Genomic DNA, 26,994 nt, shown 5'->3' with positions numbered 1-26,994 from the left:
CTCGTGGGGTCTAGTGACGCCAGTCGTCTTCGGGTACGGCCCAGCGACCGGCGGGCTCGTCGCCCGAGTCGTCGTCCAGGTCGTCATCGATGGCACTGGAGCTGTAACCAACGGAGTCGTTCGAGAGCTCTCGCTGCAACCGAGTGAAATCGGTCTGCGGTGAGCTGTACTTAAGGTCTCGAGCAACCTTGGTCTGCTTTGCCTTTGCCCGGCCGCGGCCCATAAGGGACCCCCTCGCGCAATAACGGAGCGGCCCGATGTGCAGGCGGCTCCGATCTGAGTGTGTTTATTGTCCTGCCGTTAGCTTACCGTGCCCGGCGGTCTCATGCTGGCAGGCCACCCTCACCGGGGATCCGGGGAGCGAATCAGGCGAAAGACAGCTAGTTCCGCGCGCTAGCGGGCGCCGCCGCGCAGCCGGTCCACCGCGGCGCGGCCCGCGCCGGCGGACGTGTCCGCCCCGGGCAGCGAATCCGCATCGATCGCGGCGGGCACCTGGGCGTCGCCGCCGGTCGTCAGTTCGGTGTCGGCGGGCACGCCGCGCTTGAGCAGTGCCAGCGCGATCGGGCCCAGGTCGACATGCTCGGCGACGGTCCCCACCCGGCCGATCGCCCGGCCACCGGCCAGCACCGGATCACCCGTCGCGGGACGGTCGTCGCCGCCATCGAGATGCAGCAGCACCAGCATGCGGGGCGGCTTGCCCAGATTGTGGACCCGCGCGACGGTCTCCTGGCCGCGGTAGCAGCCCTTGTCCAGATGTACGGCGCCGACGCCCGGGCCGCCGATCCAGCCCACCTCATGCGGGATCGTGCGCTCATCGGTGTCGACGCCCAGCCGCGGCCGCAGCGCCGCGACCCGAAGCGCCTCGTAGGCCCACAGCCCGGCGGGCCGGACGCCCGCGTCGACCAGCCGCTGCCGCCACGCCGCGGCGTCGGCCCGTGGCACCACCAGCTCGGCGTCCTGCGGGCCGACGCGGCGCACGAAACCGCCGTCGGGCAGCGGGGCCGCGGTCCACTCGGTGTCGGGGACCGGCAGGTCGAGGGCGTTGACGGCCGGGCCGAGGAGCGACAGCACCGCGAGGTCGGCCGGATTCACCTCGACCTTCGACCAGAACACCATCTTGCGCAGGAAGTCGGCGAGCGGCTGCCCGCGCCACGACTCGGTGTCCAGCGTGGTGACGCCGCCGAGTTCGGTCTGCAGCCAGTGGTCCTCGACCCGGCCCTGTCCGTCCAGGCTGAGGTTCTGGACGACGGACCCCTCCGGAAGCGAGCTGACGTGCTGGCTCGAGATGGTGTGCAGCCAACTCTGGCGGTCGTCGCCGGTGAGCTCGATGGTCGCGCGGTGGCCGCGGTCCACGATGACGGCCTCGGTGGCGGCGGCACGCTGCTCCCCGAGCGGGTCGCCGTAGTGCCAGACGGCGCCGGCGTCGGGTCCGGTTTCGGGTGCGGGAACTGCGCTCATACTTCGAGCCTAGCCAGCGCCCCGACTAGCCTTCTGCCATGACCGCCCCGCCGCCCGTCGTCGTCGCGGTGGACGGCTGCCGGGCCGTGATTCGCGGCGACGACCCGGTGTTCTTCCGCGGCGACGGGGTCTTCGAGACGGCGTTGGTGCGTGACGGCGTCGTCGGCCTGCTCGACGAGCACCTGACGCGGCTGGCGGGATCGGCGTCGCTTGCGGGCCTGCCGTGCCCTGACGCCGTCAGTTGGCTGGCGGCGGTGGCGACCGCGATCGGCCAGTGGCCCGAGGGGGAGGCCGTGCTGCGGCTGGTCCTCGGCCGCGGCGTCGATGGTGTGGTGGCCTTCGTGATGGCATCCGCCGTGCCGGCTCGCGTCGCCGCGGCCCGTCGGGACGGCGTCGCGGCGGTGACGCTGGTGCGTCCGCATTGGCCGCTCGCCGCCGCGAAGTCGCTGTCCTATGCGGCGAACGTGGCCGCGCTGCGCCACGCCGAGCAGGCCGGCGCCGGCGACGCCGTCTTCGTCGACGCGACGGGCGCGGTGCTCGAAGGCCCGCGGTCGGCCGTCGTACTGGCGGTTCGCGGCGCGGCCGGCGAACCCGTTCTGGTGACGCCCGATGCGTCGTCGATCCTGCCGTCGACCACGCAGCGCGCGCTGTTCGCGGCCGCCGCGGCACAGGGCACCGAGTGTGTGTACCGGCGGGTGACCGTGCCGGATTTGCTTGCCGCACAAGGCGTTTGGCTGTTGTCTGCCATCACGCTGGCGGCGCGGGTGCATACCTTGGACGGGCGGGCGCTGGCGGAGTCGCCCTTTGCGCCGCTGATCGCCGAGCTGATCGACGGCCAGATCTGAGGCCGGAAAAATCGGTTGTCGAGGCTCCGAGGCGGGAGTACGGTCGCACGTACACAGGGAAGGAGGTGGTCCGACAAATTGATTGATTCTTTGAGGACATGTGAGGTGGCTGCCCGCTAGTAGCGCCGGGTAATTCCCGAGCGCACTCGCGAATTCCCGCAGCCACCCGGCCCCCGAGCCTCCCGGTCTTGTCCAACCAGGAACCTTGGCTCGGGGGCCGCCTCATGTCCGGGGTAGGTCAGCCGGCCGGCGGAGGCGTCGGCGCGAGCGAGTTGCACGCCTGCGTCGCGGACTTCCAGGTGTTCTCGTCGACCCCGGGAGGAGCCGGAGGGGTGCCAGGCTCGCCGCTGGGCGGCGGACCCTGGTGACCCTCATGCTTGCCCGGAGCGCCGGGTGGCGGGCCCTGCGGCGGCGCGGGAACGCCGTGCTCGGTCAGGCACTGCGCGAAGGCGTCACCGCCGGGCGGCGTGCCCGGAGCTTCCGAGCCGGACGCCGGTGCCGCGCTGCTTGACGAGGCTGCCGACGACGCCGTGCTCGAGCTGCTCGGCGTCGAGTCGCTGCTCGACGAACACCCGACGACGCCACCGACCAGCGCGGCCGCGGTTGCGCTCAAGACGGCGAGACGAATAGCGGAAGGAACCACGTTTCCCCCAAATCTGGATTGCGAATTGCTGACCAGGCAGACGCTAGAGAGCGCCGATGGGGGAGTTGTATCGAGAATTTAGGCGTCACCTGTGAAGTGGCTGCGCCGAGATCGACGAGATCGGCGGGGCGAGCTGAAGGACCGTCAGCCGACGAAACGCGACAGGCGCGCGGAGAGGTGCGGGGTCAGTCCGCCGTCGGCGTCCACGCGCTCCTCGACGTAGGCCAGGTCGCCGTTCTCGATGATCCCGTAGAGCCGCTTCGCGCCGCCGACAAGCATGCCGGACTTGCTGCGGGCCAGGGCGTCGGTCGCCAGTTCCCACGAGGCCTGGTTCAGCGGGGTGCCGTAGAACAGCTCGACGTAGCCGGCCGAATGCGCCAGCAGCAGCTCGATGGCCTGGGACTCGTCCTGCCCGTGGGGATCGGTCGGGTCGTTGACGAACCGCCAGTAACCGGTCTCGCGCAGGCCCGGACCGGCGTATTCGCCGTTCTCGTCGAGCCGCCAGGAGCGGGCGTCCCAGTTGAGGTAGTCGCCGCCGTTGTGCGACACGATGATCTGCTGACCGAACCGGTAGTCGCCGGCGGAATCGCGGCCTTCGCCTTCGCCGCGCCAGACGCCGACAAGCGGCAGCAGGGCCAGCAGGGCGTCGTTGAAGTCCGCGCCTTCGCGCAGATTGGCGGTGTCCGCGGGCAGCGGCAGATCGTCGAAGCCGGGCACGTTGCGCGCGGCCGTGGCCTTGGCACGATCGGCAGCCGCGGCGATGGCACGGTCGCCGGAACCGGCCAGCGCGCCGAGTTCACCCAAGCCGTCGGGGTCCTGGTCGGACGTCACGACTCGTCGGTGATCAGGCGGTACAGCGCGTAGAGCGCGAACCAGGTGATGGCCAGCGAGGCCGCGACCAGCAGGATCTCGAAGAAAAGCACCACGGACAGACAGGTTACTCGCGATGCCGGTGTGACGTGCGCCGCACCGGCCGGGAAATGCGACGAGCGGCCGCATCTGTACGTCCGGACACGGAGTGTCGGGGTACAAACACGGCCGCTCGCGGCAGTGAGAACTAACTCAGGTCATGCGACCTTGACGTCGACCTCGTGGATACCGGCCCCGGTCGGCGCCACCACGGCGTCGCCGTTGCCGACCTTGGACAGTGCACGCAGCGTCCAGGTGCCGGGCGCGGCGAAGAAGCGGAAGTCGCCGGTGGCCGATGCGACGACCTCGGCGGTGAACTCGTCGGTGCTGTCCAGCAGCCGCACGAACGCGCCACCGACCGGCTGGCCGGAACCGTCGACGACGCGGCCGGTGATGACGGTTTCCTTCTCCAGGTCAACGCTGGCCGGCAGCGTCAGGCCTTGCTTGGGTGCAGAGCACATAATCAGTTTCCCAACTCGATCGGGGCACCCACCAGGGAGCCGTATTCGGTCCAACTGCCGTCGTAGTTCTTTACATTCCGGTGGCCCAGCAATTCCTGCAGCACGAACCAGGTGTGCGACGAACGCTCACCGATGCGGCAGTAGGCGATGGTCTCCTTCTCGCCGTCGAGGCCGGCGTCGGCGTAGATCTTCGCCAGCTCCTCGTCGGACTTGAAGGTGCCGTCGTCGTTGGCGGCCCGGCTCCACGGCACGTTGATGGCGCTCGGCACGTGGCCGGGGCGCTGGCTCTGCTCCTGCGGCAGGTGCGCCGGAGCCAGAATCTTGCCGGAGAACTCGTCGGGCGAACGCACGTCGACCAGGTTCTTGGTGTTGATCGCGGCGATCACCTCGTCGCGGAACGCGCGGATGCTGTTGTCGATCGGCTTGGCCTCGTACGAGGTCGCCGGGCGGACGGTGGCGTCCTTGACCAGTGGGCGGTCGTCGAGCTCCCAGCGCTTGCGGCCACCGTCGAGCAGCTTGACGTCGCCATGGCCGTACAGCTTGAAGTACCAGTAGGCGTAGGCCGCGAACCAGTTGTTGTTGCCGCCGTACAGGACGACGGTGTCGTCGTTGCTGATGCCCTTGTCGGACAACAGCTTCGAGAACTGCTGCTGGTCGACGAAGTCACGCTTGACCGAGTCCTGCAGATCATCGCGCCAGTCCAGCTTGACGGCGCCGGGGATGTGCCCCTCGTCGTCGTAGGCGCTGGTGTTCTCGTCGACCTCGACGAACACCACGCCGGCGGTGTCGAGGTTGTTCTCGGCCCATTCGGTCGAGACCAGGACGTCGGAACGTGCCATGTACGAATTCCTTTCGGTTGCTTATCAGCTCTAGCGGGTCAGGAGGTGGCGGGGATGCCGGTGCGGCGCAGGCGCGCCACCAGGGGGTAGATCTGGCAGCCGAGGCAGATGCCGAAGGCAGCGTTGAGGAAAGCGGCGATCAACGCGAACGCGGTGGCACCCAGGCCCAGCGCGGGGATACCCGCTGCGAAGCCGGCGAATCCGGCGATCGCGAACAGCAGCCCGACGAGTTGGGCGAACTTCAGCGGCGCGACCGGTTCCTTCTCGGTCACCGGCGCCAGCCGCGGCGCGATGAAGGTGGCGAAGATGCGGCCGTACGGGTGCTTGCGCGGTCCGCCGATGGCGCCGATCGCGAACACCACGGCCTGCACGCCGAGAATCACGGCCGCGGCGATCGGGCTCGCGGCCGAGACCAGCAGCGCAGCGATCAGCACGCCGGTGGTGACCCAGGCTGCGAAGCGGGGTCCACGCACGTCGACCTGCGGGGTTTCGATGGAATTGTCTGACATGGGAAAGCTCCTGTTGTTGGGAAGACGTGGACCTGCCACGGAAAGCTGCTCGGAGCGCAACACGAAACGACGGCGCGGCTACTCAGCAGCTACAACAACAACAGCAACAACCCGCGACGCGGCACAGATCTACTGCGCGACGTTTGGTGAGCAGGAGCTCGCGGGGGGATAACACGGCAGACAGCTTACCCAACAACGGGGTGCTCAGGCCAACAGCGGTAGCAGGGCCTCGCGCAGATCAGCGGATTTCGGGACGCCCGCGGTGCGGTACCGCTGCTGCCCCGCGGCGTCGAAGATGAACGTCGTCGGCAGCGACAGTACCGACAGGCGGCGGGCCGCAACGGGATTGGCGTCCAGGTCCAGCTCGACGTGCGCGACCCCGAGGTCGTCACACACCTGGCCGACGACGCGGCGGACGGCCGCGCAGGGTCCGCACCACGTTGCGCTGAAATGGACGACGGTCGGGCCGGTGGTGGACAGGCCGAGATCGGCGTTGTCGTTTTCGGCGGACGGTTCGGCCGGCGTCACTTCCTTCATCAGGCCGGCACGCAAGGTCAGCAGCCGGCCGATGATGTACGCGATCCCGAGGGCGGCGACCAGGACCGTCAGCACCACGACTGTGGAGTTCATGACTGTCTGAACCCATCGAGGGGCACGGTTACTCCCGTGGCGATGCCTTCGATGATGACGTCGGAGCCGCGCGCGCCCTCACTGGTCGGGGTCAGCCCGAACGGCAGCTTCATCCCCGGCATCGTGGTGGAGAAGGCCCGCAGCACCGCGGCCTTCTTGTCGTCGGGCACCTTTTCTTCCGCAGTGCCCGGGCCGGTGAGCACCTCGGTCGCGGTGAACACCAGGTTCGTGTGGTCGGCGCCGGTGATGGACAGGTCCACCGAGACGCTGACGCGCTTGTCCAGGCCGGCGGCGGTCGGGGTCCCGGTGAACACGAGGCCGTGGCTTTCGGAGATGCCGGACTCGGTGGTGCCGCCGGTGGCGTCGTTCGAATCGTTGGTGGGCGCTTCCACCAGCAGGTCCTTGATGCCCATGAAACGGCCGACGTGGGTCGAGTCCACGATGATGCGGCTCTCCAGCTTGGTCGAGGTCAACTTGGCGTCGGGCCCGATCAACCAGGACTTGGGTGTCGCGACCATGTCGTACAGCGTCGCCTCGATGGACGCCTTGCCCACGACGGGGTGCGCGACGGCGGCGGCTTTGACCTCGACCTGCTGGTAGCGGCCCCGCGCCGCCTGGGTGCCGAAGGGGAAACCGAGGATCGACACCCACGGATCGAAGTGCAGGTGTGCGGCGGTCCGGACACTGCGCGACATGCGGTATTCGGCGAAGATCGCGAAGCCGAAATCGGTGCCCACGACCGCGAGGATCAGCACGACCGCTGGGATCAGCAGCCGGGTCAGCACCTTACGCATCCGGACATTCTGGCGTACGCCCAGGCACGCAGCGTCGCGACCGGCCGTTCCAAGCCGCTAAATCGCAGGTGGCAAGCTATCGTTAGATGATCTTGGCCGGTAACGGCCATGTGTCAGCCATGATTCTCCGGAGTTGAATCGGATTGAACTGCGACAGCGTCGTCGCGGGGGAACGTCCGGTGCGGCCCCGGACGTACTGGAGGACCCGTTGGATCTTCTGCTACTGACCGTCGACCCGCACCCGGAGTCTGTACTCCCGGCGCTGGCGCTGCTGCCGCACAGCGTGCGGCCGGCACCCACCGAGGTGTCGTCGTTGCTGGAAGCCGGCAACGCCGATGTGGCGATCGTCGACGCGCGCACTGATCTCGCGGCCGCCCGCGGACTCTGTCGTCTGCTGGGCAGCACCGGTGCCTCCGTACCCGTGGTGGCCGTGGTCAACGAAGGCGGCCTGGTTGCCGTCAACGTCGAATGGGGCATCGACGAAATCCTGCTGCCCGGCACCGGGCCCGCCGAGATCGACGCGCGGCTGCGGCTGCTGGTGGGACGCCGTAACGGCGTCGCCGACCAGCAGAGCGCCGGCAAGATCACGCTCGGCGAACTCGTCATCGACGAGGGCACCTACACCGCCCGGTTGCGTGGCAAGCCTCTTGACCTGACCTACAAGGAATTCGAGCTGCTGAAGTACCTGGCGCAGCACGCCGGCCGGGTGTTCACCCGCGCCCAGCTGCTCCAGGAGGTGTGGGGCTACGACTTCTTCGGTGGCACCCGCACCGTCGACGTGCACGTCCGGCGCCTGCGCGCCAAGCTCGGCCCCGACTACGAGTCGCTGATCGGCACCGTCCGCAACGTCGGTTACAAGGCGGTCCGGCCCGCGCGCGGCCGCACCAACGGTGCCGCCGAGTCGGTCGACGACGTCGACGACGAGGACGACGGCGACTCCGGTGACGTCGAGAACGGCGCGCGTCAGACCCAGCCCGCGCAGTGACGGAACTGACCTGGCACACCGCGCTGAGTGCTGCCGACCAGACGGCCATCCGTGAACTCGTCGCGGTGGCGACCGCCGCCGACGGGGTGGCCCCGGTCGGTGACCAGGTGCTGCGCGAACTCCCGCTGGACCGCACCCGGCATCTGCTGGCGCATGACTCGGGCGCGTTGGTCGGCTATCTGAATCTCGCGCCGGACATGGCAGAGGCCGTCGTCGCCATCGAGGCTCGGCGCCGCGGCATCGGCAGCGACCTGATCCGTGCCGGCCTCGCCGCGGGTGGCGCGGCGACCCGAATCTGGGCGCACGGCAACCTCGACGCCGCGCGTGCCACCGCTGCGGCACTCGGCCTGACCGCGGTGCGCGAACTCTGGCAGATGCGTCGCTCGCTGTCCGAGTTGCCTCCTTTGGCCGATGTACCGGGCGTTCGGCTGACCACGTATCCGGGTCCCGAAGTCGACGCTGAACTGCTGCGCGTCAACAACGCGGCGTTCCACTGGCACCCCGAGCAGGGCGGCTGGACGCAGGCCGAGGTGGACGAGCGCCGGGCTGAGTCGTGGTTCGATCCGGCGGGGCTGTTCCTGGCATATGACGCCGACGATGCGACCGGGGAACGGTTGCTCGGCTTCCACTGGACGAAGATTCACCCGGGTTCCCGCCTGGGCGAGGTGTACGTCGTCGGCGTGGGGCCGGACGCGCAGGGCCGCGGTCTCGGGGCGTTGCTGACGCTGGCCGGTCTGCACCACCTCGCGGACCGGTTGGGGACGACCGGGACCGTACTGCTGTATGTCGAGGCAGACAACGTCGCGGCGGTGAAGACCTACCGACGTCTCGGGTTCGAGCTGTACAGCGCCGACGTCGCCTACGCGGCAGCCCCGACCGTTAGCTGAAACGGCGAGTTGGCTGAAAAGTCGCTGATCGAGTTCACCCGGTGTTCATTCGGCATCAGTGATTCGTCCATTACGGCCGCATACGTTGCGCGGGAGTCGGAAGCCGACCCTTGAAAGCCGACCATCGGCCGACACCGAAAGTAGGACCCGTGAAGTTCACCAGCATCGGTAAAGCATTCGTCGTCACCGCAGCGGCCGCGTCGCTTGCCGTCGGCATGACCGCGTGTGGCAACGACAACACCTCCGGCACGTCGTCGTCGGCGTCCGGTTCGTCTGCCGAGTGTGGCGGCAAGAACGCGCTGACCGCTGAGGGCTCGACCGCGCAGCAGAACGCGATCGCCGAGTTCAACAAGGCCTGGGGCCAGGCGTGCGCCGGCAAGAACCTGTCCTACAACGGCACCGGCTCGGGCGCCGGCCGTCAGCAGTTCATCGCCAAGCAGGTCGACTTCGCCGGTTCCGACTCGGCGCTGGCCAAGGAGCAGATCGAGAAGGCCGCCGAGCGCTGCGGTGGCAACCCGGCGTGGAACCTGCCGCTGGTCTTCGGCCCCGTCGCCATGGCCTACCACCTCGAGGGCGTGAGCAAGCTCGTCGTCAACGCCGACGTGCTGGCCAAGATCTTCCAGGGCGAGATCAAGAAGTGGAACGACCCGGCCATCGCCGCGCTGAACGCCGGCACCACCCTGCCGGACACCGACATCAAGCCGGTCTACCGCTCGGACTCGTCGGGCACCACCGACAACTTCCAGAAGTACCTGGCCGCCGCGGCTCCCGAGAGCTGGAAGAAGGGCGCCGGTAGCGAGTTCCAGGGCGGCGCCGGTGAGGGCGCGCAGAAGTCGGCCGGCGTCGTGCAGGCCGTCCAGGCCACCCCGGGCGCCATCGGCTACGTCGAGAAGAGCCCGGCCGCAGCCGCCGGCCTGCCGTTCGCGCAGATCGACACCGGTTCGGGCGCAGTCGAACTGACCGACGACAACGCCAAGAAGGCCATCGCCTCCGCCAAGTTCGCCAAGGACGGCAACGACCTGGCCCTCGACCTGAAGTCGTTGTACTCGACCAAGGAAGCCGGCGCCTACCCGCTGGTGCTGGCCACCTACGAGATCGTCTGCTCCAAGGGCTACGACGCCGACACCGCCGCCGCGGTGAAGTCGTTCCTGAAGGTCGCGGCCAACCAGGGCCAGGCCAACCTGTCGAAGGCGGGCTACATCCCGCTGCCCGACGCCTTCAAGGCGCGTCTGCTGCAGTCGGTCGACGCAATCGCTTAAGCAGTGCTGCTGGCGCTCCGGTTCCATCGCAGCGAGGATGGAACCGGAGCCCACGACCGTTAGGTTCCTGACAGGATGACAGTGACAACACCGAATCCAGCCGACGCGGGGTCGGGGGAGGCAATCGCCGCACCCTTCCCCGAGCCGACGCCGGTGTCTCTCGACCCGTCGAAGGGCTCGAAAGTTCGCCTGGGCGACCGGATTTTCCGCCTACTCGCCGAGGGTTCCGGCGTACTGATCGTCGCGCTCATCGCGGCCATCGGTGTGTTCCTGCTGTGGCGCGCCGTCCCGGCGCTGGCCCGCAACAAGGAGAACTTCTTCACCTTCGGCGGCAACTGGGTCACCACCGACACCTCCGCGATGCACTTCGGCATCCTCGATCTGCTGCAGGTCACCGTCTTCGTGTCGGTGTTCGCGCTGCTGATCGCGATGCCGGTCGCACTGGGTATCGCGATCTTCCAGACGCAGTACGCGCCGCGCCGGCTCGCCGGCCCGCTGGCCTACGTGGTGGACCTGCTGGCCGCGGTGCCGTCGATCGTCTACGGCGTGTGGGGCCTGTACGTCCTGGCCCCGGTCCTCAAGCCGTTTGCGTTGTGGCTCAACGAGAATCTGGGCTGGCTGTTCCTGTTCAAGACCGGCAACGCCTCGGTCGCCGGCGGTGGCACGGTCTTCACCGCGGGCATCGTGCTCGCGGTGATGATCCTGCCGATCATCACGGCGGTGAGCCGTGAGGTCTTCGTGCAGACGCCGCGCGGTCAGATCGAGGCCGCACTGGCGCTGGGTGCCACCCGCTGGGAAGTCGTGCGCACCACCGTCCTGCCGTTCGGGCTGTCGGGCTACATCAGCGGCGCCATGCTCGGCCTCGGCCGCGCACTCGGTGAGACCATCGCGCTGCTGATCATCCTGCGCGGCACGCAAACCCAGTTCAGCTGGACCCTGTTCGACGGCGGCTATACGTTCGCGAGCAAGATCGCCGCGACCGCAAGCGAATTCAACGACCAGTACAAGGCGGGCGCCTACATCGCCGCCGGCCTGGTGCTGTTCATCCTCACCTTCGTGGTGAACTCCGCGGCACGCGCCGTCGTGGCCGGAAGGGGCGCGAAATGAACGCCAAGATGGCCGCGATGCTGGAACGGCCGGTCAAGCACCAGTCTTTCGAGGGCGTCGGTTTCCGCCGCAAGGCCACGAACTGGGTGGCCACGGTGCTGGTCAGTCTATCGGTGCTGGTGGCGCTGATCCCGCTGGTGTGGGTGCTGTATTCCGTTGTCACCAAGGGTTATAAGGCGCTGACATCGGCACAGTGGTTCACCAACTCGCAGTCTGGCATGACGGCGTTCGAGGCGGGCGGTGGTGCGTACCACGCCATCGTCGGCACCGTCCTGCAAGCGCTGGTCTGTGCTGTCATCTCGATCCCGATCGGCGTGATGGTGGCGGTGTACCTCGTGGAGTACGGCGGCGGCACCCGGTTGGGCAAGGTCACCACTTTCATGGTCGACATCCTCACCGGTGTTCCGTCGATCGTCGCCGCACTGTTCATCTACGCGCTGTGGGTGGCCACCCTGGGCTTCCAGCGCACCGGTTTCGCGGTGTCGCTGTCGCTGGTGTTGCTGATGATCCCGGTCATCGTGCGGTCCACAGAAGAGATGCTGCGCATCGTCCCGATGGACCTGCGTGAGGCCAGCTACGCGCTCGGCATTCCCAAGTGGAAAACCATTGTGCGCATTGTCATTCCGACAGCGCTGTCGGGCATCGTGACCGGCATCATGCTGTCGCTGGCCCGCGTCATGGGCGAGACGGCCCCGCTGCTGGTCCTGGTGGGCTACGCACAGGCCATGAACTTCGACATGTTCGGCGGCTTCATGGGCTCGCTGCCCGGCATGATGTACGACCAGATCGGCGCCGGTGCCGGTGCCAACGTCGTCCCCACCGACCGCATGTGGGGTGCCGCGCTGACCCTGGTGTTGTTGATCGCGCTGTTGAACATCGCCGCGCGCATCGGCGCCAAAATCTTTGCCCCGAAAAAAGTTTGAGCAGGAGTAGCGGTTAATGGCCAAGCGACTTGATCTCAAGGATCTCAACATCTACTACGGCTCCTTCCATGCCGTGCAGAGCGTCAGCCTGTCGGTGGAGCCGCGCAGTGTGACAGCGTTCATCGGCCCGTCGGGCTGCGGCAAGTCGACGGTGCTGCGCACCCTCAACCGCATGCACGAGGTGATTCCGGGCGCTCGCGCCACAGGCTCGGTGCTGCTCGACGGTGACGACATCTATGCCCCCGGCGTGGACCCCGTCGGCGTGCGCAAGACCATCGGCATGGTATTCCAGCGCCCGAACCCGTTCCCCACCATGTCCATTCGCGACAACGTGGTGGCCGGCCTGAAGCTGCAGGGCGTGCGCAACAAGAAGACGCTCGACGAGGTCGCCGAGCGGTCGCTCAAGGGCGCCAACCTGTGGAACGAGGTCAAGGACCGGCTGGAAAAGCCCGGCGGTGGCCTGTCCGGCGGTCAGCAGCAGCGGCTGTGCATCGCGCGCGCCATCGCGGTGCAGCCCGACGTGCTGCTGATGGATGAGCCGTGCTCAGCGCTGGATCCGATCTCGACGCTCGCCATCGAGGACCTGATCGCAGAACTGAAGCAGGACTTCACGATTGTCATCGTCACGCACAACATGCAGCAGGCGGCGCGTGTCAGCGACCAGACCGCGTTCTTCAACCTCGAGGCGACCGGCAAGCCGGGTCAGCTCATCGAGATCGACGACACCGAGAAGATCTTCTCCAACCCGACCAAGAAGGCCACCGAGGACTACATCTCCGGTCGCTTCGGTTAGGTCGCCTTTTTCGCGGGCTGGGGGTCACCTTTCTCTCGCGAGCAGACGTAAAACTGTCGTTTTTCGCTTGAGATCGACAGTTTTACGTCTGCTCGCGAGGTCTGTCAGGCCGCGCGGTCGAAGTGGCGTCTGATTCGAGTGCACAGCTCGACTGGATATTGCCTGATGTCGTCGACGACAGCCGGAACGCTGGTCCAGTTCATTTCCTGTAGTCGTGCCGTCTTGATGCGATCATGTTTAACTGCAACGGGATTCGCGTGCCATTCCATGCTGTCGTACTCGGCCGCCACGCGGTATTCCGGCCAGGCGAAATCGAGTCGCCATAGTTGGCCGTGGAGATCGCGAATCTCGTACTGCAATTCTGGGGTGGGAAGCTCCCAGTCGATGAAGACCAGCCGCATTTCTGATTCCATCGGTGACTCGGCTCTCGCATCGGCAAGTGGTAGCAGCTCCCGGACAGCGACGACTCCGCGACGACCACGCTGTTCATCGAGAGCCTGCTCCAGCTCCGTCCGCGTGCAGGTGCCGCTACGAAGTGCCGCATCCAGCGTGGCCAGCACCCGCGGACGTTTCAGCGCTCGGGCGACTTCGATCGCTGTCCACGCGGGTGCAGTGGCGAGTCGGCCATCAAGTTTCTTGAGCGGCGCACCAATTCGCTGGTGCACGCTGAGGTCGAGCGAAGTCCGGATGCGCACGCCCGGGTCGAGGATGTGGGTCCGGTCGTCCTGTTCGGTATCGAAGCCGTACATCGCGGCGGCAGTGTTCATACAGGCGACGATGGGGACGTCGGACAGCAGGTCCAGGGCTCGGAGCCGGCTTGTTGTGTCTGGAGGTCGCGCGGAATAGACGCCGTGGCACACCCGGAAGACTTCTCCTGCCCGGACTCTGCGTGCGAGTGCCCGATCGGTCATCGTCGCGAGTAACTGCCGTGCGGTCGCAACGCCGTTGTGGACGGCAAATACGTCTTCGAGCATCATGCGTCGATGGTGGCGGCCGCGCCCAAACGCCGCCACCATCCGGCCTCCAGCCCTGTGGATAACTTCGCGAGCAGACGCAAAACTGTCATTTTCGCCTGAAAAACGACAGTTTTGCGTCTGCTCGCGAGGGGAAGGTGACCCAACTGCCCCCTAGGGCGTGATGACGACGCGGGTGCCGGAGGGTTCCTTTGCCGCCCAGACGTTTTCGATGTCGGCGAGCGGGCGGGCAACGGTGGTCAGCTGCATTTCGCCGGAGTCGAGCATCGCGAACATCCGGGGCAGACCTTCGGTGCGGGCGCGCTGCAGCGCCTCGGGCGGGACGCTGCCGATACCCACGCCTTGGAGGGTGACTCCGGTGCTGCGCAAGGTCGCAGCGTCGATCTGGATGCTCGCACCGGTCATCGAACCGACCTGGATGAACCGCGTGGCGTGGAAATGGGCCGACGGATGCGCGGCGGCCAGGGCGGCGAGCGTCTGCTGTGCGGACGTGCCCCACAGGTAGTCGATGACGGCGTCGAACGGCCGCGCGGAGTGCTGGGCGACAACGCTTTCCGTGAGATCGTCGGTTCCGAGCGCGATGACGTCGTCGGCCCCGACGGTGCGGAGCCACTCCAGTCGCTCAGGGTTGCGGCCGGCCACCACGACGCGTCCCGCCCCGAACACGAACTTGGCCAACTGCACGGCAATCGATCCCGTGACGCCGGTGGCGCCGAGGACCAGCACGTGGTCGCCGGGTTTGGTCTGGGCGGCGTAGTCGAGGCTCATCCACGCCGACATGCCGGGATTGGGCACCGCGGCGGCGGTGACCGAGTCGACGTGTTCGGGCACCGGGACGGCGTCACCCGGGTTGACGAGGGTGCGTTCGGCCATCAGTCCGTACGGGGCGAGCGACGCGGTGTAGACGCGGGAACCGTCATCGAGGCGGGCGACACCGTCGACTCCGGCGATGGCGGGGAGCTGAATTTCCTTGCTGCTGTAGTGCTTTCCCATGATCACCATGCGGCTGAGGTTGGTCAGCGCCGACGCCTCCACGTCGGCGACGACGGCACCCTCGCGTGGCTGGGGTTCGGGGAATTCCAGATACCGGGGCTCCTGGCCCCACTCGTGCACGACCGCTGCCTTCATGTGCGCTCCTCAGATCAAAATGGTTTCCACGGAAACTATATGCCGCGTGCCGGCGGGATGGCAAGATGGTTTCCGTGAAAACCAAGTCAGCGCTGATCACCGAGATCAGTGCACTGGTGACGGCGGTCGGGGACAAGTTCGACACCGACGAGAGCGATGCCGAACGGGACTTCCTCGCCGAACACTGCCCTGCGCGGCTGGAACGCACCGTGCGTGAGCTGCCCACCCTCAGCCTGCATCTGCTGGCGGAGCTCGCCGACGGGCCGATCAGCGTGGTTGGCCTCGCGGCGCGCGCCGACCAGCTCAAGGGCACGGTGTCCAAGCATGTGCAGCGCCTGGTCGACGCCGGTCTGGTCAGCCGCTTACCGGTGCCGGGCAACCGCAAAGAACTGCAGCTGAGCCCCACCCCGGACGGAAAAACCCTCATCGAGGTACACCAGCGCATGCACGACGAGATGGACGCCGGCCGACACGACTTCCTGTCGCGCTATCCGGCGGCGGAACTGTCGGTACTGGCGAAGATGCTGCAGGACCTGCTGGCGGCCGATCGGGACGGCGTGCGACTGGTACCCGCCGAGCGTCGGGTGCCAAACGCTCGCGAACAGACGTAAAACTGTCGATTTTCGTGTGAAAACGACAGTTTTACGTCTGCTCGCGAGTGGAAGGTGCCCCCAGCCCGCAAGCGACTGGTGCCTCGCGAGCGGGGCTAGTGGATGGTCGGCAGGCCGTCGTCGTCGGAGAAACGGCCGGTGACCTGGAAGATCACCCGGCGCGCGACCTCGACGGCGTGGTCGGCGAAGCGCTCGTAGAAGCGGCTCAGCAGCGTCACGTCGACCGCCGCGGTCACGCCGTGCTTCCACTCGCGGTCCATCATCACGCTGAACAGATGACGGTGCAGGTCATCCATCGCGTCGTCTTCTTCCTGGATGCGGGCCGCGCGCTCGGGGTCCTGGGTGAGGAGCACCTCTTGCGCGGTGTTGCCCAATTCGACTGCCAGGCGGCCCATTTCGGCGAAGTAGCCGTTGACCTCCTCGGGCAGCGCGTGCTGCGGGTGCCGGCGCCGGGCGATCTTGGCGACGTGCAGCGCCAGCGCGCCCATGCGGTCGACATCGGCGACGATCTGGATGGAGCCGACGACGGACCGCAGGTCACCGGCAACCGGGGACTGCAGGGCCAGCAGGACGAAGGCCTGCTCCTCGGCGTGGGCGCTCAGGGTGGCGATCTGCTCGTGATCGGAGATGACCTGTTCGGCCAGCACCAGGTCGGCCTGCAACAGGGCCTGGGTCGCGCGCTCCATGGCAACGCCGGCCAGTCCGCACATCTCGCCCAGGCGGTTGGTCAGGCCTTCAAGCTGCTCGTGGTACGCGGTACGCATGGGCTCCAGACTACTTTCTGGCCCTTGGACATGCCGTGATCTGGCAATGAACGGCCGGTGAATGGGACAGGTCAGATGCTATTTGCAGGTGGTGTCGGCTGCATTGGTGATGCTGAGATCTTCCGGCAGCTTGGTGGGCTCTCCGGACAGGCTGCCGTGGGTCACCCGCATCTGTGCGGCTGAGCCGCTGGCCGCCGGGTTTCCCACCGCGGTGAAATCGGTCCCCAGCACCACCCGCACCACGTCTCCCAGGCCTGACACCCGCTCGACGTGGGCGCCCGGCAGCGTGGACGCCACGGTCGCGGCGGCCTGTTCGTGCCCCGGTGAGTAGAACACCGTCGTCGACGTCACCTGGCCCTGGTAGTCGTCCGGCGAGTTGACGGTGAAGCCGTGCTGCTCAAGTTCCTTGGTCGCGGTCGCGGCCAGGCCGTCCTGACCGGTCGAGTTGGATACCCGGACCGTCACCTGGCTCGGATCGGTCGTCGTGGTGTTGACGTCTTCGCCGTCCGGTGCGGCTGCGTTCGTGCTGGGCGCGGACGACGTGGACGGGACCGGGGTCTTGTCGGCGTTGCGTTCCTCGGGCAGCGGATCGTCGTTGATGATCGCGTCGAACAGTGCGCGCATGTCGTCGACCCGCGGCGGTTCGTTGCCCTCGGAGTCGGTCACGCCGGTGGGCACCGTCACGAAGGTGACGCGGCCGGCGCTGACGCCCTGGATGGACTGGCCCAACTGCACCAGGTCCTTGGTGGTGACGTTGTCGACAGAGGAGTCGTTGATGAACAGGTTGACGACGTTGTTGAGCTTGCCGATGTTGAAGAACGTGTCCTTGGAGATCATCGACCGCAGCAGCGACGACAGGAACATCTGCTGGCGCTTGATCCGGCCGTAGTCGCCGTTGACCTCGGTGGTGACCTGGCGGGCGCGGACGTATTGCAGCGCGGTGTGGCCGTCGATGACCTGACGGCCGGAGTGCTCCAGCACGGTGCCCAGCTCGTAGTCCTCGAGCGGCGTGCTGCTGCAGACCTCGACGCCGCCGAGGGCATCGACGAGTTTGGAGAAGCCGGCGAAATCAACTGCCATGAAACGGTTCACCGACAGGCCGGACAGCTTCTGGATCACCTTCACCAGGCACTTCGGCCCGCCGAACGAGTAGGCCGAGTTCAGCTTGGTCTCGGTGTAAACCTGGTCGGGCCCATAGCTTTTGGTGTCTTCGTCGTAGATGGGGCCGTAGCCGCCGGTCTTCGGATCCCAGGCTTCGCACTGCGTTGACTTGATGGCCAGGTCGCGCGGGAACGACACTGCCACAACACGTTTGCGGTTGGCCGGGATGTTGACCAGCATGATCGTGTCGGAGCGCGTGCCGCCCGCGTCTTCGGTGGTACCGGCGCCCATGTCGGCGTTCTGGCCGTAGCGGCTGTCCACGCCGACGATCAGGAAGTTCTCGTCACCGAACTGGGCGTTGGGGTCGACGATGTCGCGGGAGTTGAGGTCCAGCGCGGAGACCCGGTTCATGTTGTTGTTCTTGATGTTCTGCCACTGCCAGGCGGCACCCGTCATCGACAGCGCGATGACGGCCGCCAGCGCCATGAGGATGCGGCCGGCCACCGCGAAGCGGTGACGGGTGTGGTGATCGACCGGTGGGGGAGCGTCGGCATGCGTCGGCCGCTCCGGATGGTCGATGTAGTTCCGGACGTCGGTGCGGACCACGGCCCGCGGCCGTTCGGGCAGCTCGACGGGTTCGGCCAGCGGCGCGCCGAAAACCTCTGTGACGGGATCGGATTCGGGCCGAAGGCGGGCAGTTCGCACCGGCTCCTCAGCCGCCGGGGCCGGGATTGGTTCCGGAGCGACGGACTCGGGCGCCCGTGCGGCCCGCGGCGGCTGCGCGGGCTTGGCCGGCGCGGCGGGCGCTGATGGCGCTGGTGCCTCGATGGCCGTCGCCGGCGGAACCGCGCCACCGGAGAGCCGGGCGATGAGTTCGGCGACGGTGACGCCGCCGCCGCCGTGGCTGCCGGTGATCTCGTCGTCGGGCTGTTCCGCTGGGCGACCGGCCCGTTCCCAAGGCGCCCGGACCGGACCCGAGGCGCGCGTCGTACGCGTTACCCAGGGGTTGTCGCCGTCACCCTCACCGGGGGTGGTCCGGTCGCGGTCGCTCACGTCTACCCGCCGGAGTTGACCACGTCTGCGCCGAACGGCACCGTGCAGTCGTCGGGGTCGTCCAGCCAGCCTTCGGGCAGCACCACGGAACCCGGCGACCCCTGCCGGCCTCGCGGGCCCTCTGCGCAGTCCGGGAACGGCACATCGGAATCCAGTTGGGTGAGCAGCTCGTCGAGCTCGGCCAGGGTTTTCACCAGAGCCAGGGCGCGGCGCAGATCGGCGCCGGCGGGCAGCCCGTGCAGGTACCAGGCGACGTGCTTGCGGATGTCGCGCATGCCCTTGTCCTCGCCGAAGTGGTCGGCGAGGAGTTGGCCGTGCCGGCGGATGATGTCCGCGATCTCGCCGAGCGTCGGCGGGGTGGGGCGCGGCTGGCCGTTGAAGGCCGCCGACAGTTCGGCGAACAGCCAGGGCCGGCCCAGGCAGCCGCGGCCGATGACGACGCCGTCGCAGCCGGTCTCGGCCATCATCCGCAGGGCGTCATCGGCGTCGAAGATGTCGCCGTTGCCCAGCACGGGAATGCCGCTGACGTGGGCTTTCAGCGCGGCAATCTGGTCCCAGTCGGCGGTGCCGGAGTAACGCTGCGCGGCGGTGCGGGCATGCAGCGCGACGGCCGCCGCGCCCTCCTCGGCGGCGATACGGCCGGCATCGAGGTGGGTGTGGTGGGCGTCGTCGATTCCGACCCGGAATTTCACGGTGACCGGGATATCAGTGTTTTCGGTCGCGCGCACGGCGGCCGCGACGATCTGGCCGAACAGCTTGCGTTTGTAGGGCAGGGCCGAACCGCCGCCGCGGCGCGTCACCTTGGGCACCGGGCAGCCGAAGTTCATGTCGATGTGGTCGGCCATGTTCTCGTCGACGATCATCTTGGCCGCAGCGTACGTGGTGGCCGGGTCGACGGTGTAAAGCTGCAGCGAGCGGGGCGACTCCTCGGGCGCGAACGTCGTCATGTGCATGGTCGCGGCATTGCGCTCGACGAGGGCGCGCGCGGTGACCATCTCACAGACGTACAGGCCGCTGACCGTGCCCACCCGGGCCAGTTCCTGCTCGCGGCACAACGTCCGGAAGGCGACGTTCGTCACACCCGCCATGGGCGCGAGGACGACCGGGGAGCGCAACGAGATCGGCCCGATCTGGAGAGATCGGGCCGTCTGCGTGGCGTCTCGTTCCGGACTTACGACGCTGATGTCGACACCAGTAGGTTCTTCATCGCCTTCTTCTCGGCGACCTTGCGCTCGCGCTCCAGGCGACGTTCCTTGGCCACCTCGAACTTCGCGCAGGTGTCCTCGAGCTCGTTGATGATCCGGCCCAGGTCGTCGCGCAGTCGTGCGCCTTCACCGGTGAAGTCTTCACGCTCGAAGATGCGCCACTTCTTGAGCACCGGCATGAGGACGTCGTCGAGGTGGATGCGCGGGTCGTAGACGCCGCCGACGGCGATGATGACGGCCTTGCGGCGGAAGTCGGGCACGGTGTACCCGGGCATCTTGAAGTTCTCGACGATGCGGTGCAGCGAGGCCATCGCCTGGTTCGGGTTGATGTCCAGGCCGGCGGCCGAGACGTCGCGGTAGAAGATCATGTGCAGGTTCTCGTCACCCGAGATGCGCTGCAGCAGCTGGTCGGCGACGGGGTCATTGCAGGCCTTGCCGGTGTTGCGGTGCGAGACGCGGGTGGCCAGCTCCTGGAACGAGACGTACATGACCGAGTCGAACAGGCTCTCGGCGAACAGGTCGCCCTGCATGTTCTGGCCGGGCGAGAAGCCGCGGGTGACCTGCTCGACGCGCAGTTCCTCGAGCTCGACCGGGTCGCAGTTGCGGGTGACGACGAGGTAGTCGCGCAGGGCGATGCCGTGGCGGTTCTCCTCGGCGGTCCAGCGGTTCACCCAGTAGCCCCACGCGCCGTCCATGCCCATGTTCATCGCGATCTCGCGGTGGTAGGACGGCAGGTTGTCCTCGGTCAGCAGGTTCTGGACCATGGCGGTCTGGGCGACCTCGGAGAGCTTGGCCTGATCCGGATCCCAGTCCTGGCCGCCGAGGGCGTAGTAGTTCTTGCCCTCTTTCCAGGGGATGTAGTCGTGCGGGTTCCAGTCTTTCCGCATGCTCATGTGGCGGTCGACGAGCGTCTCGACGACCGGCTCCAGCTCGTGCAGGAGCTGCAGGTCGGTGTAGTCGGCTGTCATGGCGCCTCCCGGTGCGATGTATCTGTACCTGTTGGTAGCAGTCAGAGTATCTGTGTCGGGTAGTGACATCAAGTTGCTGTGACGCATGTCCGATCGGTGATTCTGAACTGTGATGTCGGCCTTGTTTAGGTGTTACCGGTGCGACGGCACCCGGCTCATCAGCATGTCGACGCAGTAATCGACGAACTGCTCGCGGGTGACGGGCAGCTTCCCGCCCAGGTATCCGGTGAACAGTGCGGTGAGGGCGCCGATCAGGCTGGTGGCCTCGAGTGCCCGCCGCGCGGGATCGCCGTCGGGGAACATCTTGTGCTGCAGCAGTTCGATGAAGCTCGGCATCCAGTCCGCGCCCGAGCGGGTGAGTACCGGTTCCTGCGCGGGGGCGATGAGCAGGACGCGGCCGCGAGTGGGGTCGTCGACCATCATCGTGACGAACCGTTCGACGGCGTCGCGGGGGCTTTGTGATGTGGTCAGTGCCGCCATGGCGGTCGTGCACACCTCGTCGTACACGGCGCGGACGAAATCCTCGCGGTCGGTGAAGCTTTCGTAGAAGTAGCGCTCGGTCAGACCGGCGGTGCGGCACACCGTCCGCACCGTCGCCGCGGGGCCGTCGGAATGGCCGAGGGCGGCGATGCCGGCTTCGATGAGCGCCTCGCGACGCCGCGTCGGGCGGTCCGCCAGTGGGACGGTGGACCAGCGGCCCTGTCGTTGACCGGAAGGCACGTGACTCCTAAGCTGTGGCTGACAACGCGTGTAGTCAGGATACCCGCTGACATCCAGGAAAGAATGCCGGTGACCCAAAATACTTCCGACACATGCCCCGTGACCAGCGAATCTGCCCCCGTGGCGGCCGGCTGCCCGGCTTCGCCCGGTGGCTATGACGCGGTGCCGCTGGGCCCTGACTCGCTGACGTGGAAGTACTTCGGCCAGTGGACCGGGCTGTTCCAGGGCACGTGGGCCGGCTCCATGCAGAACATGCATCCGCAGCTCGGCGCGGCGGTGGAGGAGCATTCGATCTTCTTCATGGAGCGGATTCCGCGGCTCCTGCGGTCGATCTATCCGATCGGCGGCGTCGTCTTCGACGGTGACCGCGCGCCCAAGACCGGCGCCGAGGTGCGTGACTATCACATCGGGATCAAGGGCGTCGACAAGCAGGGACGCCGTTACAGCGCGCTGAACCCCGACGTCTTCTACTGGGCCCACGCGACGTTCTTCAAATCCACCCTGCTGGCCGCCGAGAAATTCGGCGGCGGCATCTCCGAAGCGGACAAGCGACAACTGTTCGACGAGCACGTCACCTGGTACCGGATGTACGGGATGAGCATGCGGCCGGTGCCGAAGAGCTGGGAGGACTTCCAGGTCTACTGGGATCACATGTGCCGCAACGTGTTGGAGAACAACTATGCGGCGCGCGAGGTCATGGATTTGTCCACCATGCCCAAACATCCCTCGCTGCAATGGATTCCGGACTTGTTGTGGGCTCAGAACCTCAAGGTGATGCAGCGCTTCCTGACTTTCATGACGGTGGCCCTCTACGACCCGCCGGTGCGGGAGCTGATGGGTTACTCGTGGTCCGCGCGGCAGCAGTGGGTGCACGACCGGCTGTGCCAGGTCATCACCTTGGTCTCGAAATACGGACCGAAGCGCAGGCTGATGCATCCGCGCAAGCGGTCGGCGATGGACCGCGCCTCCGGCCGACTGCCCATGGACTCGCCGCTGGTGGAGACGCCCGCGCGTAACCTGCCGCCGCTCGAATATCGGGGTCAGCCGCAGTTCTACTGCCCAATTGTGGACTGACTCAAGCACTTTGCGTACTCGCAGCAATTCGAGGGGTCTGTGAGGCCGATTTAGTCGCTGGGTCACCGCCGGGCAATGGATAAGCAACACGGCGGGTGTTGGCTCGGTGCATGACGAGCATCTATGAGCAGATCGGAGGAGCCGAAGCGCTCGAGCAGGTGGTGGCGGACTTCTACGAGCGTGTGCTGGCCGACCCCGAACTCGCCGGCTTCTTCGCCGGCGCCAACATGTCACGGCTCAAAGGCCGGCAGGTGGAATTCTTCGCCGCGGCCCTGGGTGGTCCGCAGCCCTACACCGGTGCTTCCATGCGGGACATCCACCGCGGCCGCGGTATTTCCCGGCAGCACTTCAATCTCGTGGCCGCGTATCTGAGTGAAAGCCTGGCCGCTGCGGGTGTTCCGGCGCGGACCGTGCAGCGCATCATGGCCGCCATCGCGCCGCTGGCCGGCGACATCGTCACCGCCAAGAGCGCCTGACAGACCCTGCCCGCACCAGACTCGGCGGGTCGGTCGACGCGGGCTAGCGTGGAGTCATGCCTTATCCCGGGGTTCTCGCCGACCGCTACCAATTGCGGGGGACGCTGGGCCACGGCGGGATGGCGGAGGTCCGCGACGCCTGGGATGCCCAATTGCAGCGTCCGGTGGCCGTCAAACTGCTTCATGCGCCGCTGAGTGCACAGCCAGACTTTCGGCGCCGCTTCGAGGTCGAGGCCCGTGCCGCGGCCGGCCTGAACCATCCGCACGTTGTCGCCGTCCACGACTACGGCGAGCAGGACGGCACGCCGTACATCGTCATGGAGCGGCTGCCGGGACGCACCCTGGCGGACGCGATCGCCGCGGGTCCGCTCCCGCTACCGCAGGTCCGGTCGGTGCTCGACGACGTGCTCTCGGCACTGGCGATGGCCCACGCGGCAGGCATCCTGCACCGCGACATCAAGCCGGGCAACATTCTGCTGGCCGATTCGGGAGCGGCGAAGATCGCCGACTTCGGCATCGCCAAGAGCGCCGAATCCGGCCACACCATCGCCGGCCAGGTCATGGGGACGATGGGTTATCTCAGCGCCGATCGCCTGTCGGGGCATCCGGCGACCGTCGCCGATGATCTGTACGCCGTCGGTGTCGTCGGCTACGAGGCGCTCACCGGCCGGCGGCCTTTTCCACAGGACAATCTGGTGGCGCTCGCCCGCGCTGTCTCCGAGGGACATCCGGTACCGCTGCACGTATTGCGGCCCGACGTCGACCCGGCGCTGGCTACCGTCGTCGAACGCGCGATGGTGCGTGACGCGCGGGCGCGCTTCGGCAGTGCCGAGGAGATGCGCGCCGCCCTGCACGGGGTTGCCCCCGCCGGTCGTCCCCCGACGTTGGTGCTCGGGCAGCCGCTACCGGACCCGACGACGTCGCTACTGCCGGTCGCCGCGCCGCGGCGCCGGTCGCGGATTCTGTTGTGGGCCTTGGCGGCTCTGGTGGCTGCCGTGACGGTCATCGCCGTGATCGTCGACGCCGCGTCACGGCCGTCGACACCGGCCCCGGTCGGGACGAGCACGCCTGAGTCGACCCCGACGTCCACGTCGGCCCCGGTTTCAACACCGCCGCCGCCGTCTCCGGTCGACGATGCACCGCCGCCCAACGGTCATGGCAACGGAAAAGGCAAGGGCCACAACAAGCATTGACGGCGGGATCAGCCGTCGCGGCGCAGGACGCCCAGCGCCCATTGCGTGCCGGACGACGGTCAGTCGGTCCGCGCCGTCAGATCCCGCTTGAGCACCTTGCCGGTGGGGTTACGCGGCAGCTCGTCGAGGAACACCACCTCGCGCGGCACCTTGTAGCGGGCGAGGTTGTCCTTGACGAACTGCTTGACCTCCGCCTCCGACACCTCGGTGCCCTTGACGGTGACGACGAAGGCGCGCAGGCGTTTTCCGAATTCCTCGTCGTCGACGCCGATCGCAGAGGCTTCCACGATGGCGGGGTGGGTGACCAGCAGTTCCTCGACCTCGGCCGGGAAGACGTTCTCTCCGCCGGAGACGATCATGTCGTCGTCGCGGCCGTCGATGTACAGCCGACCCTCGTCGTCGAAGTGCCCGACGTCGCCGCTGGCCATCAGGCCGTCGATGAACTCCTTGGTGCCGCCGCCGGTGTAGCCCTCGAATTGTGTTGCCGCGCCGACGAATATCCGGCCCGTTCCGGGGGTGGGCACCTCCTGGCCGTTGTCGTCGAAGATCTTGATCCGGCAACCGAGCATCGGCTTGCCGACCGAGGTGGGCGCTTCGCGGATGTCGGACGGCGTCGCCATGGTCGCGAGCGCCACTTCCGTTGAGCCGTAGAGGTTGTAGACCACATCACCGAGCAGGTCCTGTGCCGCGGTGGCGACGGCGGCCGGCAGCTGGGAGCCGGCGCAGAAGATCGCGCGCAGGCTGGTGGTGTCGTAGCTGCGGACGGTGTCGTCGCCGAGGCCCAGCACCCGCTGCAGCATGACCGGCACGACGCACACCGTGGTGGCCTTGTGGCGCTCGATGTCGGCGACCAGCTGCTCGGCCTCGAACTTGCGGCGCAGCACCAACTTCGAGCCGAGAGCGATCGTCATGATCGCGATCAGCAGGCCGGTGCCGTGGAACAGTGGCGGCCCGATGATGGTGGCTTCGCGGGCCCGCATCGGCAGCCGCTCCAGCAGTCCGCCAGGCAGGATGAAGCTGCGCGGCTCGGCGCGCGGTGCGCCCTTGGGCGTGCCCGTCGTCCCGCTGGTCAGCAGGATGATCCGGCCCTGCTTGGCCGGCGCCGGCGGTGCCTTGGGTGACGAATCGGCCGCCAGGGCGTCGAGATCGTCACTCGCGCTGTCGATGTCGGCGACGAACGTGCCGTGCCTGGCTTCGATGTCCGCGACCAGATCGGTGAACTCGACGTCGTGCACCAGCAGGTCGACGCCTTCGCGGTTCGCGACCTCGGCCGCCTGGCGGGCCGAGAACGCCGTGTTGAGCCACACCGCGTTGACGCCGGCGCGGGACGCGGCGAACGCCACGATCAGTGGTCCGCGGTGATTGCGACAGAGGATGCCGACGGTGTCGCCGGGGGCCAGGCGAGCGCGAAATGCGTTGGCGATGCGGTTGACTGCCTCGTCGAACTCGGCGTAGGTGAGTTCGCCTCGTTCGTCGGCGATCGCCGGATACGCGCCGTGCCGGATCGCCGCGATGCGCGGCGCAGCCCCGAACGGCCCGTAGGTGTCGAGTGCCGCCAGGACCTGCACCAACCGGTGCGGCAGATCGACGCCGATGGCGCCGGCCCGCACCAATGCCACGAGGGCGCGGGTTTCGAGGCCGGCGCGCCGGGCGGGCTCGGCAAGCAGTGAGTTCAGGTCCATCGAAGTCCTCTTCTATTCGGCCACAACGGATTCGGCAGTCTCAGCCGGTGCCGCCTGGGCAGCGGCGGATTCGCCGAACATCGAGTAGACCTTGTTCCGCACCAGGTCGAACGGACGCGGGCTGAGGGCGTCGGTGAGGGCCGTCAGCTGTCCGGACGGCGGGCTCAGCCGGCGCGGCCGGTGCATGATCGCGTCGCACAGCGTGGCCGCGGCCTGCTCGGGCGTCAGGGTGGGGAAGCGGTCGTACATCTTTGTCGGGGCGATCATCGCGGTCCGCACCAACGGCATGTGCACCGTCGTGAAGGTGATGTTCTCCGACACCGTCTCACCTTGCAACGTGTCGCACAGTCCGTCCAGTGCCGACTTGCTGGCGATGTAGGCGCCGAAGCGCGGCAGCTTGGTCTGCACGCCGATGGAGGACACGTTGATGATGTGTCCGAAGCCGCGTTCGCGCATGCCGGGCGTGAACTTGAGGATCAGCTGGACCGGCGCGAAGTAGTTGAGCTGCATGGTCCGCTGGTAATCGTGCATCCGGTCGTGGGACAGCTCCAGCGAGCGGCGGATGGAACGGCCGGCGTTGTTGATCAGGATGTCGACGTGACCCAGATCGGCCAGCACCTGGTCGGCCATGGCGCCGATGGCGTCGAGGTCGCTGAGGTCGCAGGGGTAGACGTGCGCGGTGCCGCCGTCGGCGCGGATGTCGTCGGCGACGCGTTCCAGGTTCTCCCGGGTGCGGGCCACCAGCACGACCTCGCCGCCGGCCGCGCCGATGCGGCGGGCGGTGGTCTCACCGATGCCGGCCGAGGCGCCGGTGATCACGACGACCTTGCCCGCGACGGCGTCTTCGAGGGTGTAGCCGGTGAGGGCGTCGACCACGGTCTGCAGGTAGATCGGCCGGGTCTTGATCGGTGTGTTCATGACGCTGGCGAACACGGCGAGCGGCTTGGCGCTGATGGCGGCGACGGGCTTGGTCGCCAGTGCGGTGATGTCGGAGAGATTCATG

30 protein-coding genes are annotated in these 26,994 nt (G+C 67.5%); 11 read left to right on the top strand and 19 right to left on the bottom strand.

The genetic code is table 11. From position 1 onward, the window contains the following. Positions 1 to 10: 10 nt before the first annotated feature. Both G6N46_RS15385 and ygfZ read right to left on the bottom strand, forming a co-directional pair. Complete coding sequence (locus tag G6N46_RS15385; RefSeq protein WP_060998895.1) at positions 11 to 223, bottom strand: DUF3073 domain-containing protein; 213 nt, start codon at positions 221 to 223, stop codon at positions 11 to 13. A 170-nt stretch (positions 224 to 393) separates the two neighbouring features. After that, complete coding sequence (gene ygfZ / locus G6N46_RS15380) at positions 394 to 1,458, bottom strand: CAF17-like 4Fe-4S cluster assembly/insertion protein YgfZ (protein ID WP_138247849.1); 1,065 nt, start codon at positions 1,456 to 1,458, stop codon at positions 394 to 396. 38 nt (positions 1,459 to 1,496) lie between these two features. Here ygfZ and G6N46_RS15375 point away from each other — a divergent pair, with 38 nt between their 5' ends. Next, entirely contained in the window at positions 1,497 to 2,303 is an 807-nt protein-coding gene (locus tag G6N46_RS15375; protein WP_138247850.1) for an aminotransferase class IV, read from the top strand. A 238-nt stretch (positions 2,304 to 2,541) separates the two neighbouring features. On the opposite strand, the gene G6N46_RS15370 is transcribed toward G6N46_RS15375, so the two are convergent. The 8 genes from G6N46_RS15370 to lmeA form a co-directional block, all read right to left on the bottom strand. Beyond that, positions 2,542 to 2,916 (bottom strand): hypothetical protein, encoded by a 375-nt coding sequence (locus G6N46_RS15370; protein ID WP_234880511.1) that lies wholly within the window; start codon positions 2,914 to 2,916, stop codon positions 2,542 to 2,544. Between the two features lie 174 nt (positions 2,917 to 3,090). After that, positions 3,091 to 3,777, bottom strand: a complete 687-nt coding sequence (locus tag G6N46_RS15365) for a heme-binding beta-barrel domain-containing protein (protein ID WP_061001505.1) — start codon at positions 3,775 to 3,777, stop codon at positions 3,091 to 3,093. Positions 3,778 to 4,013: 236 nt separating this feature from the next. Next, positions 4,014 to 4,316, bottom strand: coding sequence for a DUF1416 domain-containing protein (locus tag G6N46_RS15360; protein ID WP_020098804.1), 303 nt, complete (start codon positions 4,314 to 4,316; stop codon positions 4,014 to 4,016). 2 nt (positions 4,317 to 4,318) lie between these two features. Further along, the gene (locus G6N46_RS15355; protein WP_135355857.1) at positions 4,319 to 5,155 is read right to left on the bottom strand and encodes a sulfurtransferase; all 837 of its coding nucleotides are present in this window, start codon (positions 5,153 to 5,155) and stop codon (positions 4,319 to 4,321) included. A gap of 38 nt (positions 5,156 to 5,193) precedes the next feature. Continuing rightward, entirely contained in the window at positions 5,194 to 5,664 is a 471-nt protein-coding gene (locus G6N46_RS15350) for a DUF4395 domain-containing protein (protein WP_138247851.1), read from the bottom strand. An 82-nt stretch (positions 5,665 to 5,746) separates the two neighbouring features. Beyond that, the gene (locus G6N46_RS29075) at positions 5,747 to 5,839 is read right to left on the bottom strand and encodes an Ms5788A family Cys-rich leader peptide (protein ID WP_366663813.1); all 93 of its coding nucleotides are present in this window, start codon (positions 5,837 to 5,839) and stop codon (positions 5,747 to 5,749) included. Between the two features lie 29 nt (positions 5,840 to 5,868). Further along, entirely contained in the window at positions 5,869 to 6,294 is a 426-nt protein-coding gene (locus tag G6N46_RS15345) for a thioredoxin family protein (RefSeq protein WP_138247852.1), read from the bottom strand. Continuing rightward, positions 6,291 to 7,088, bottom strand: a complete 798-nt coding sequence (lmeA, locus tag G6N46_RS15340) for a mannan chain length control protein LmeA (RefSeq protein ID WP_138247853.1) — start codon at positions 7,086 to 7,088, stop codon at positions 6,291 to 6,293. The genes G6N46_RS15345 and lmeA overlap by 4 nt, the downstream gene beginning before the upstream one ends. A gap of 208 nt (positions 7,089 to 7,296) precedes the next feature. Between lmeA and G6N46_RS15335 the strand changes: the two genes are divergently transcribed. From G6N46_RS15335 to pstB, 6 genes are all read left to right on the top strand, one after another. Beyond that, positions 7,297 to 8,073: a winged helix-turn-helix transcriptional regulator gene (locus G6N46_RS15335; RefSeq protein WP_064858769.1), complete on the top strand. Its 777-nt coding sequence runs from the start codon at positions 7,297 to 7,299 to the stop codon at positions 8,071 to 8,073. Further along, the gene (mshD, locus tag G6N46_RS15330; RefSeq protein WP_138247854.1) at positions 8,070 to 8,960 is read left to right on the top strand and encodes a mycothiol synthase; all 891 of its coding nucleotides are present in this window, start codon (positions 8,070 to 8,072) and stop codon (positions 8,958 to 8,960) included. The genes G6N46_RS15335 and mshD overlap by 4 nt, the downstream gene beginning before the upstream one ends. 149 nt (positions 8,961 to 9,109) lie before the next feature. Next, positions 9,110 to 10,219, top strand: a complete 1,110-nt coding sequence (gene pstS / locus G6N46_RS15325) for a phosphate ABC transporter substrate-binding protein PstS (RefSeq protein WP_138247855.1) — start codon at positions 9,110 to 9,112, stop codon at positions 10,217 to 10,219. A gap of 75 nt (positions 10,220 to 10,294) precedes the next feature. Further along, positions 10,295 to 11,326: a phosphate ABC transporter permease subunit PstC gene (gene pstC, locus G6N46_RS15320; protein WP_138247856.1), complete on the top strand. Its 1,032-nt coding sequence runs from the start codon at positions 10,295 to 10,297 to the stop codon at positions 11,324 to 11,326. 8 nt (positions 11,327 to 11,334) lie between these two features. After that, positions 11,335 to 12,249, top strand: a complete 915-nt coding sequence (pstA, locus tag G6N46_RS15315; RefSeq protein ID WP_163693159.1) for a phosphate ABC transporter permease PstA — start codon at positions 11,335 to 11,337, stop codon at positions 12,247 to 12,249. Positions 12,250 to 12,265: 16 nt separating this feature from the next. Next, the gene (pstB, locus tag G6N46_RS15310) at positions 12,266 to 13,042 is read left to right on the top strand and encodes a phosphate ABC transporter ATP-binding protein PstB (protein ID WP_138247858.1); all 777 of its coding nucleotides are present in this window, start codon (positions 12,266 to 12,268) and stop codon (positions 13,040 to 13,042) included. A 104-nt stretch (positions 13,043 to 13,146) separates the two neighbouring features. Here pstB and G6N46_RS15305 read toward each other — a convergent pair whose 3' ends face one another. Then, positions 13,147 to 14,019 carry a type IV toxin-antitoxin system AbiEi family antitoxin domain-containing protein gene (locus G6N46_RS15305; protein WP_138247859.1) on the bottom strand — a complete coding sequence of 291 codons (873 nt, stop codon included), beginning with the start codon at positions 14,017 to 14,019 and terminating at the stop codon, positions 13,147 to 13,149. 150 nt (positions 14,020 to 14,169) lie between these two features. Next, complete coding sequence (locus tag G6N46_RS15300; protein WP_138247860.1) at positions 14,170 to 15,144, bottom strand: quinone oxidoreductase family protein; 975 nt, start codon at positions 15,142 to 15,144, stop codon at positions 14,170 to 14,172. Between the two features lie 74 nt (positions 15,145 to 15,218). Between G6N46_RS15300 and G6N46_RS15295 the strand changes: the two genes are divergently transcribed. Continuing rightward, a complete protein-coding gene (locus G6N46_RS15295) occupies positions 15,219 to 15,755 on the top strand; it encodes a MarR family winged helix-turn-helix transcriptional regulator (protein ID WP_163692774.1) in 537 nt (178 codons plus the stop codon). A gap of 95 nt (positions 15,756 to 15,850) precedes the next feature. Here the strand turns inward: G6N46_RS15295 and phoU are convergent, their stop codons facing one another. The 5 genes from phoU to G6N46_RS15270 all read right to left on the bottom strand — a co-directional run bounded on the left by phoU (position 15,851) and on the right by G6N46_RS15270 (position 21,566). Next, a complete protein-coding gene (phoU, locus tag G6N46_RS15290) occupies positions 15,851 to 16,519 on the bottom strand; it encodes a phosphate signaling complex protein PhoU (RefSeq protein WP_061002051.1) in 669 nt (222 codons plus the stop codon). Between the two features lie 78 nt (positions 16,520 to 16,597). Then, entirely contained in the window at positions 16,598 to 18,673 is a 2,076-nt protein-coding gene (locus G6N46_RS15285) for an LCP family protein (RefSeq protein ID WP_138247862.1), read from the bottom strand. Positions 18,674 to 18,675: 2 nt separating this feature from the next. After that, entirely contained in the window at positions 18,676 to 19,857 is a 1,182-nt protein-coding gene (gene dusB, locus G6N46_RS15280) for a tRNA dihydrouridine synthase DusB (RefSeq protein WP_179967708.1), read from the bottom strand. Then, positions 19,845 to 20,846, bottom strand: coding sequence for an acyl-ACP desaturase (locus tag G6N46_RS15275; RefSeq protein ID WP_138247864.1), 1,002 nt, complete (start codon positions 20,844 to 20,846; stop codon positions 19,845 to 19,847). Before G6N46_RS15275 ends, dusB begins: the two co-directional genes overlap by 13 nt. Before the next feature lie 132 nt (positions 20,847 to 20,978). Beyond that, on the bottom strand, positions 20,979 to 21,566 hold the full coding sequence (locus G6N46_RS15270; protein ID WP_138247865.1) for a TetR/AcrR family transcriptional regulator: 588 nt from the start codon (positions 21,564 to 21,566) through the stop codon (positions 20,979 to 20,981). Between the two features lie 63 nt (positions 21,567 to 21,629). Here G6N46_RS15270 and G6N46_RS15265 point away from each other — a divergent pair, with 63 nt between their 5' ends. From G6N46_RS15265 to G6N46_RS15255, 3 genes are all read left to right on the top strand, one after another. Then, positions 21,630 to 22,640: an oxygenase MpaB family protein gene (locus tag G6N46_RS15265; protein ID WP_174814050.1), complete on the top strand. Its 1,011-nt coding sequence runs from the start codon at positions 21,630 to 21,632 to the stop codon at positions 22,638 to 22,640. Positions 22,641 to 22,750: 110 nt separating this feature from the next. Further along, positions 22,751 to 23,116, top strand: coding sequence for a group I truncated hemoglobin (locus G6N46_RS15260; RefSeq protein WP_138247867.1), 366 nt, complete (start codon positions 22,751 to 22,753; stop codon positions 23,114 to 23,116). A gap of 56 nt (positions 23,117 to 23,172) precedes the next feature. After that, a complete protein-coding gene (locus G6N46_RS15255; protein WP_138247868.1) occupies positions 23,173 to 24,309 on the top strand; it encodes a serine/threonine-protein kinase in 1,137 nt (378 codons plus the stop codon). 59 nt (positions 24,310 to 24,368) lie between these two features. Here G6N46_RS15255 and G6N46_RS15250 read toward each other — a convergent pair whose 3' ends face one another. Both G6N46_RS15250 and G6N46_RS15245 read right to left on the bottom strand, forming a co-directional pair. Further along, on the bottom strand, positions 24,369 to 25,991 hold the full coding sequence (locus tag G6N46_RS15250) for an AMP-binding protein (RefSeq protein WP_138247869.1): 1,623 nt from the start codon (positions 25,989 to 25,991) through the stop codon (positions 24,369 to 24,371). Between the two features lie 12 nt (positions 25,992 to 26,003). Further along, a complete protein-coding gene (locus G6N46_RS15245) occupies positions 26,004 to 26,993 on the bottom strand; it encodes an SDR family NAD(P)-dependent oxidoreductase (RefSeq protein WP_138247870.1) in 990 nt (329 codons plus the stop codon). Between the last annotated feature and the right edge of the window lies 1 nt (position 26,994).

It is taken from the genome of Mycolicibacterium phocaicum (assembly GCF_010731115.1).
Classification (GTDB): Bacteria; Actinomycetota; Actinomycetes; order Mycobacteriales; family Mycobacteriaceae; genus Mycobacterium; species Mycobacterium phocaicum.
The sequence above is the reverse complement of the archived record's forward strand: the minus strand, read 5'-3'. Positions and strand labels throughout refer to the sequence as shown.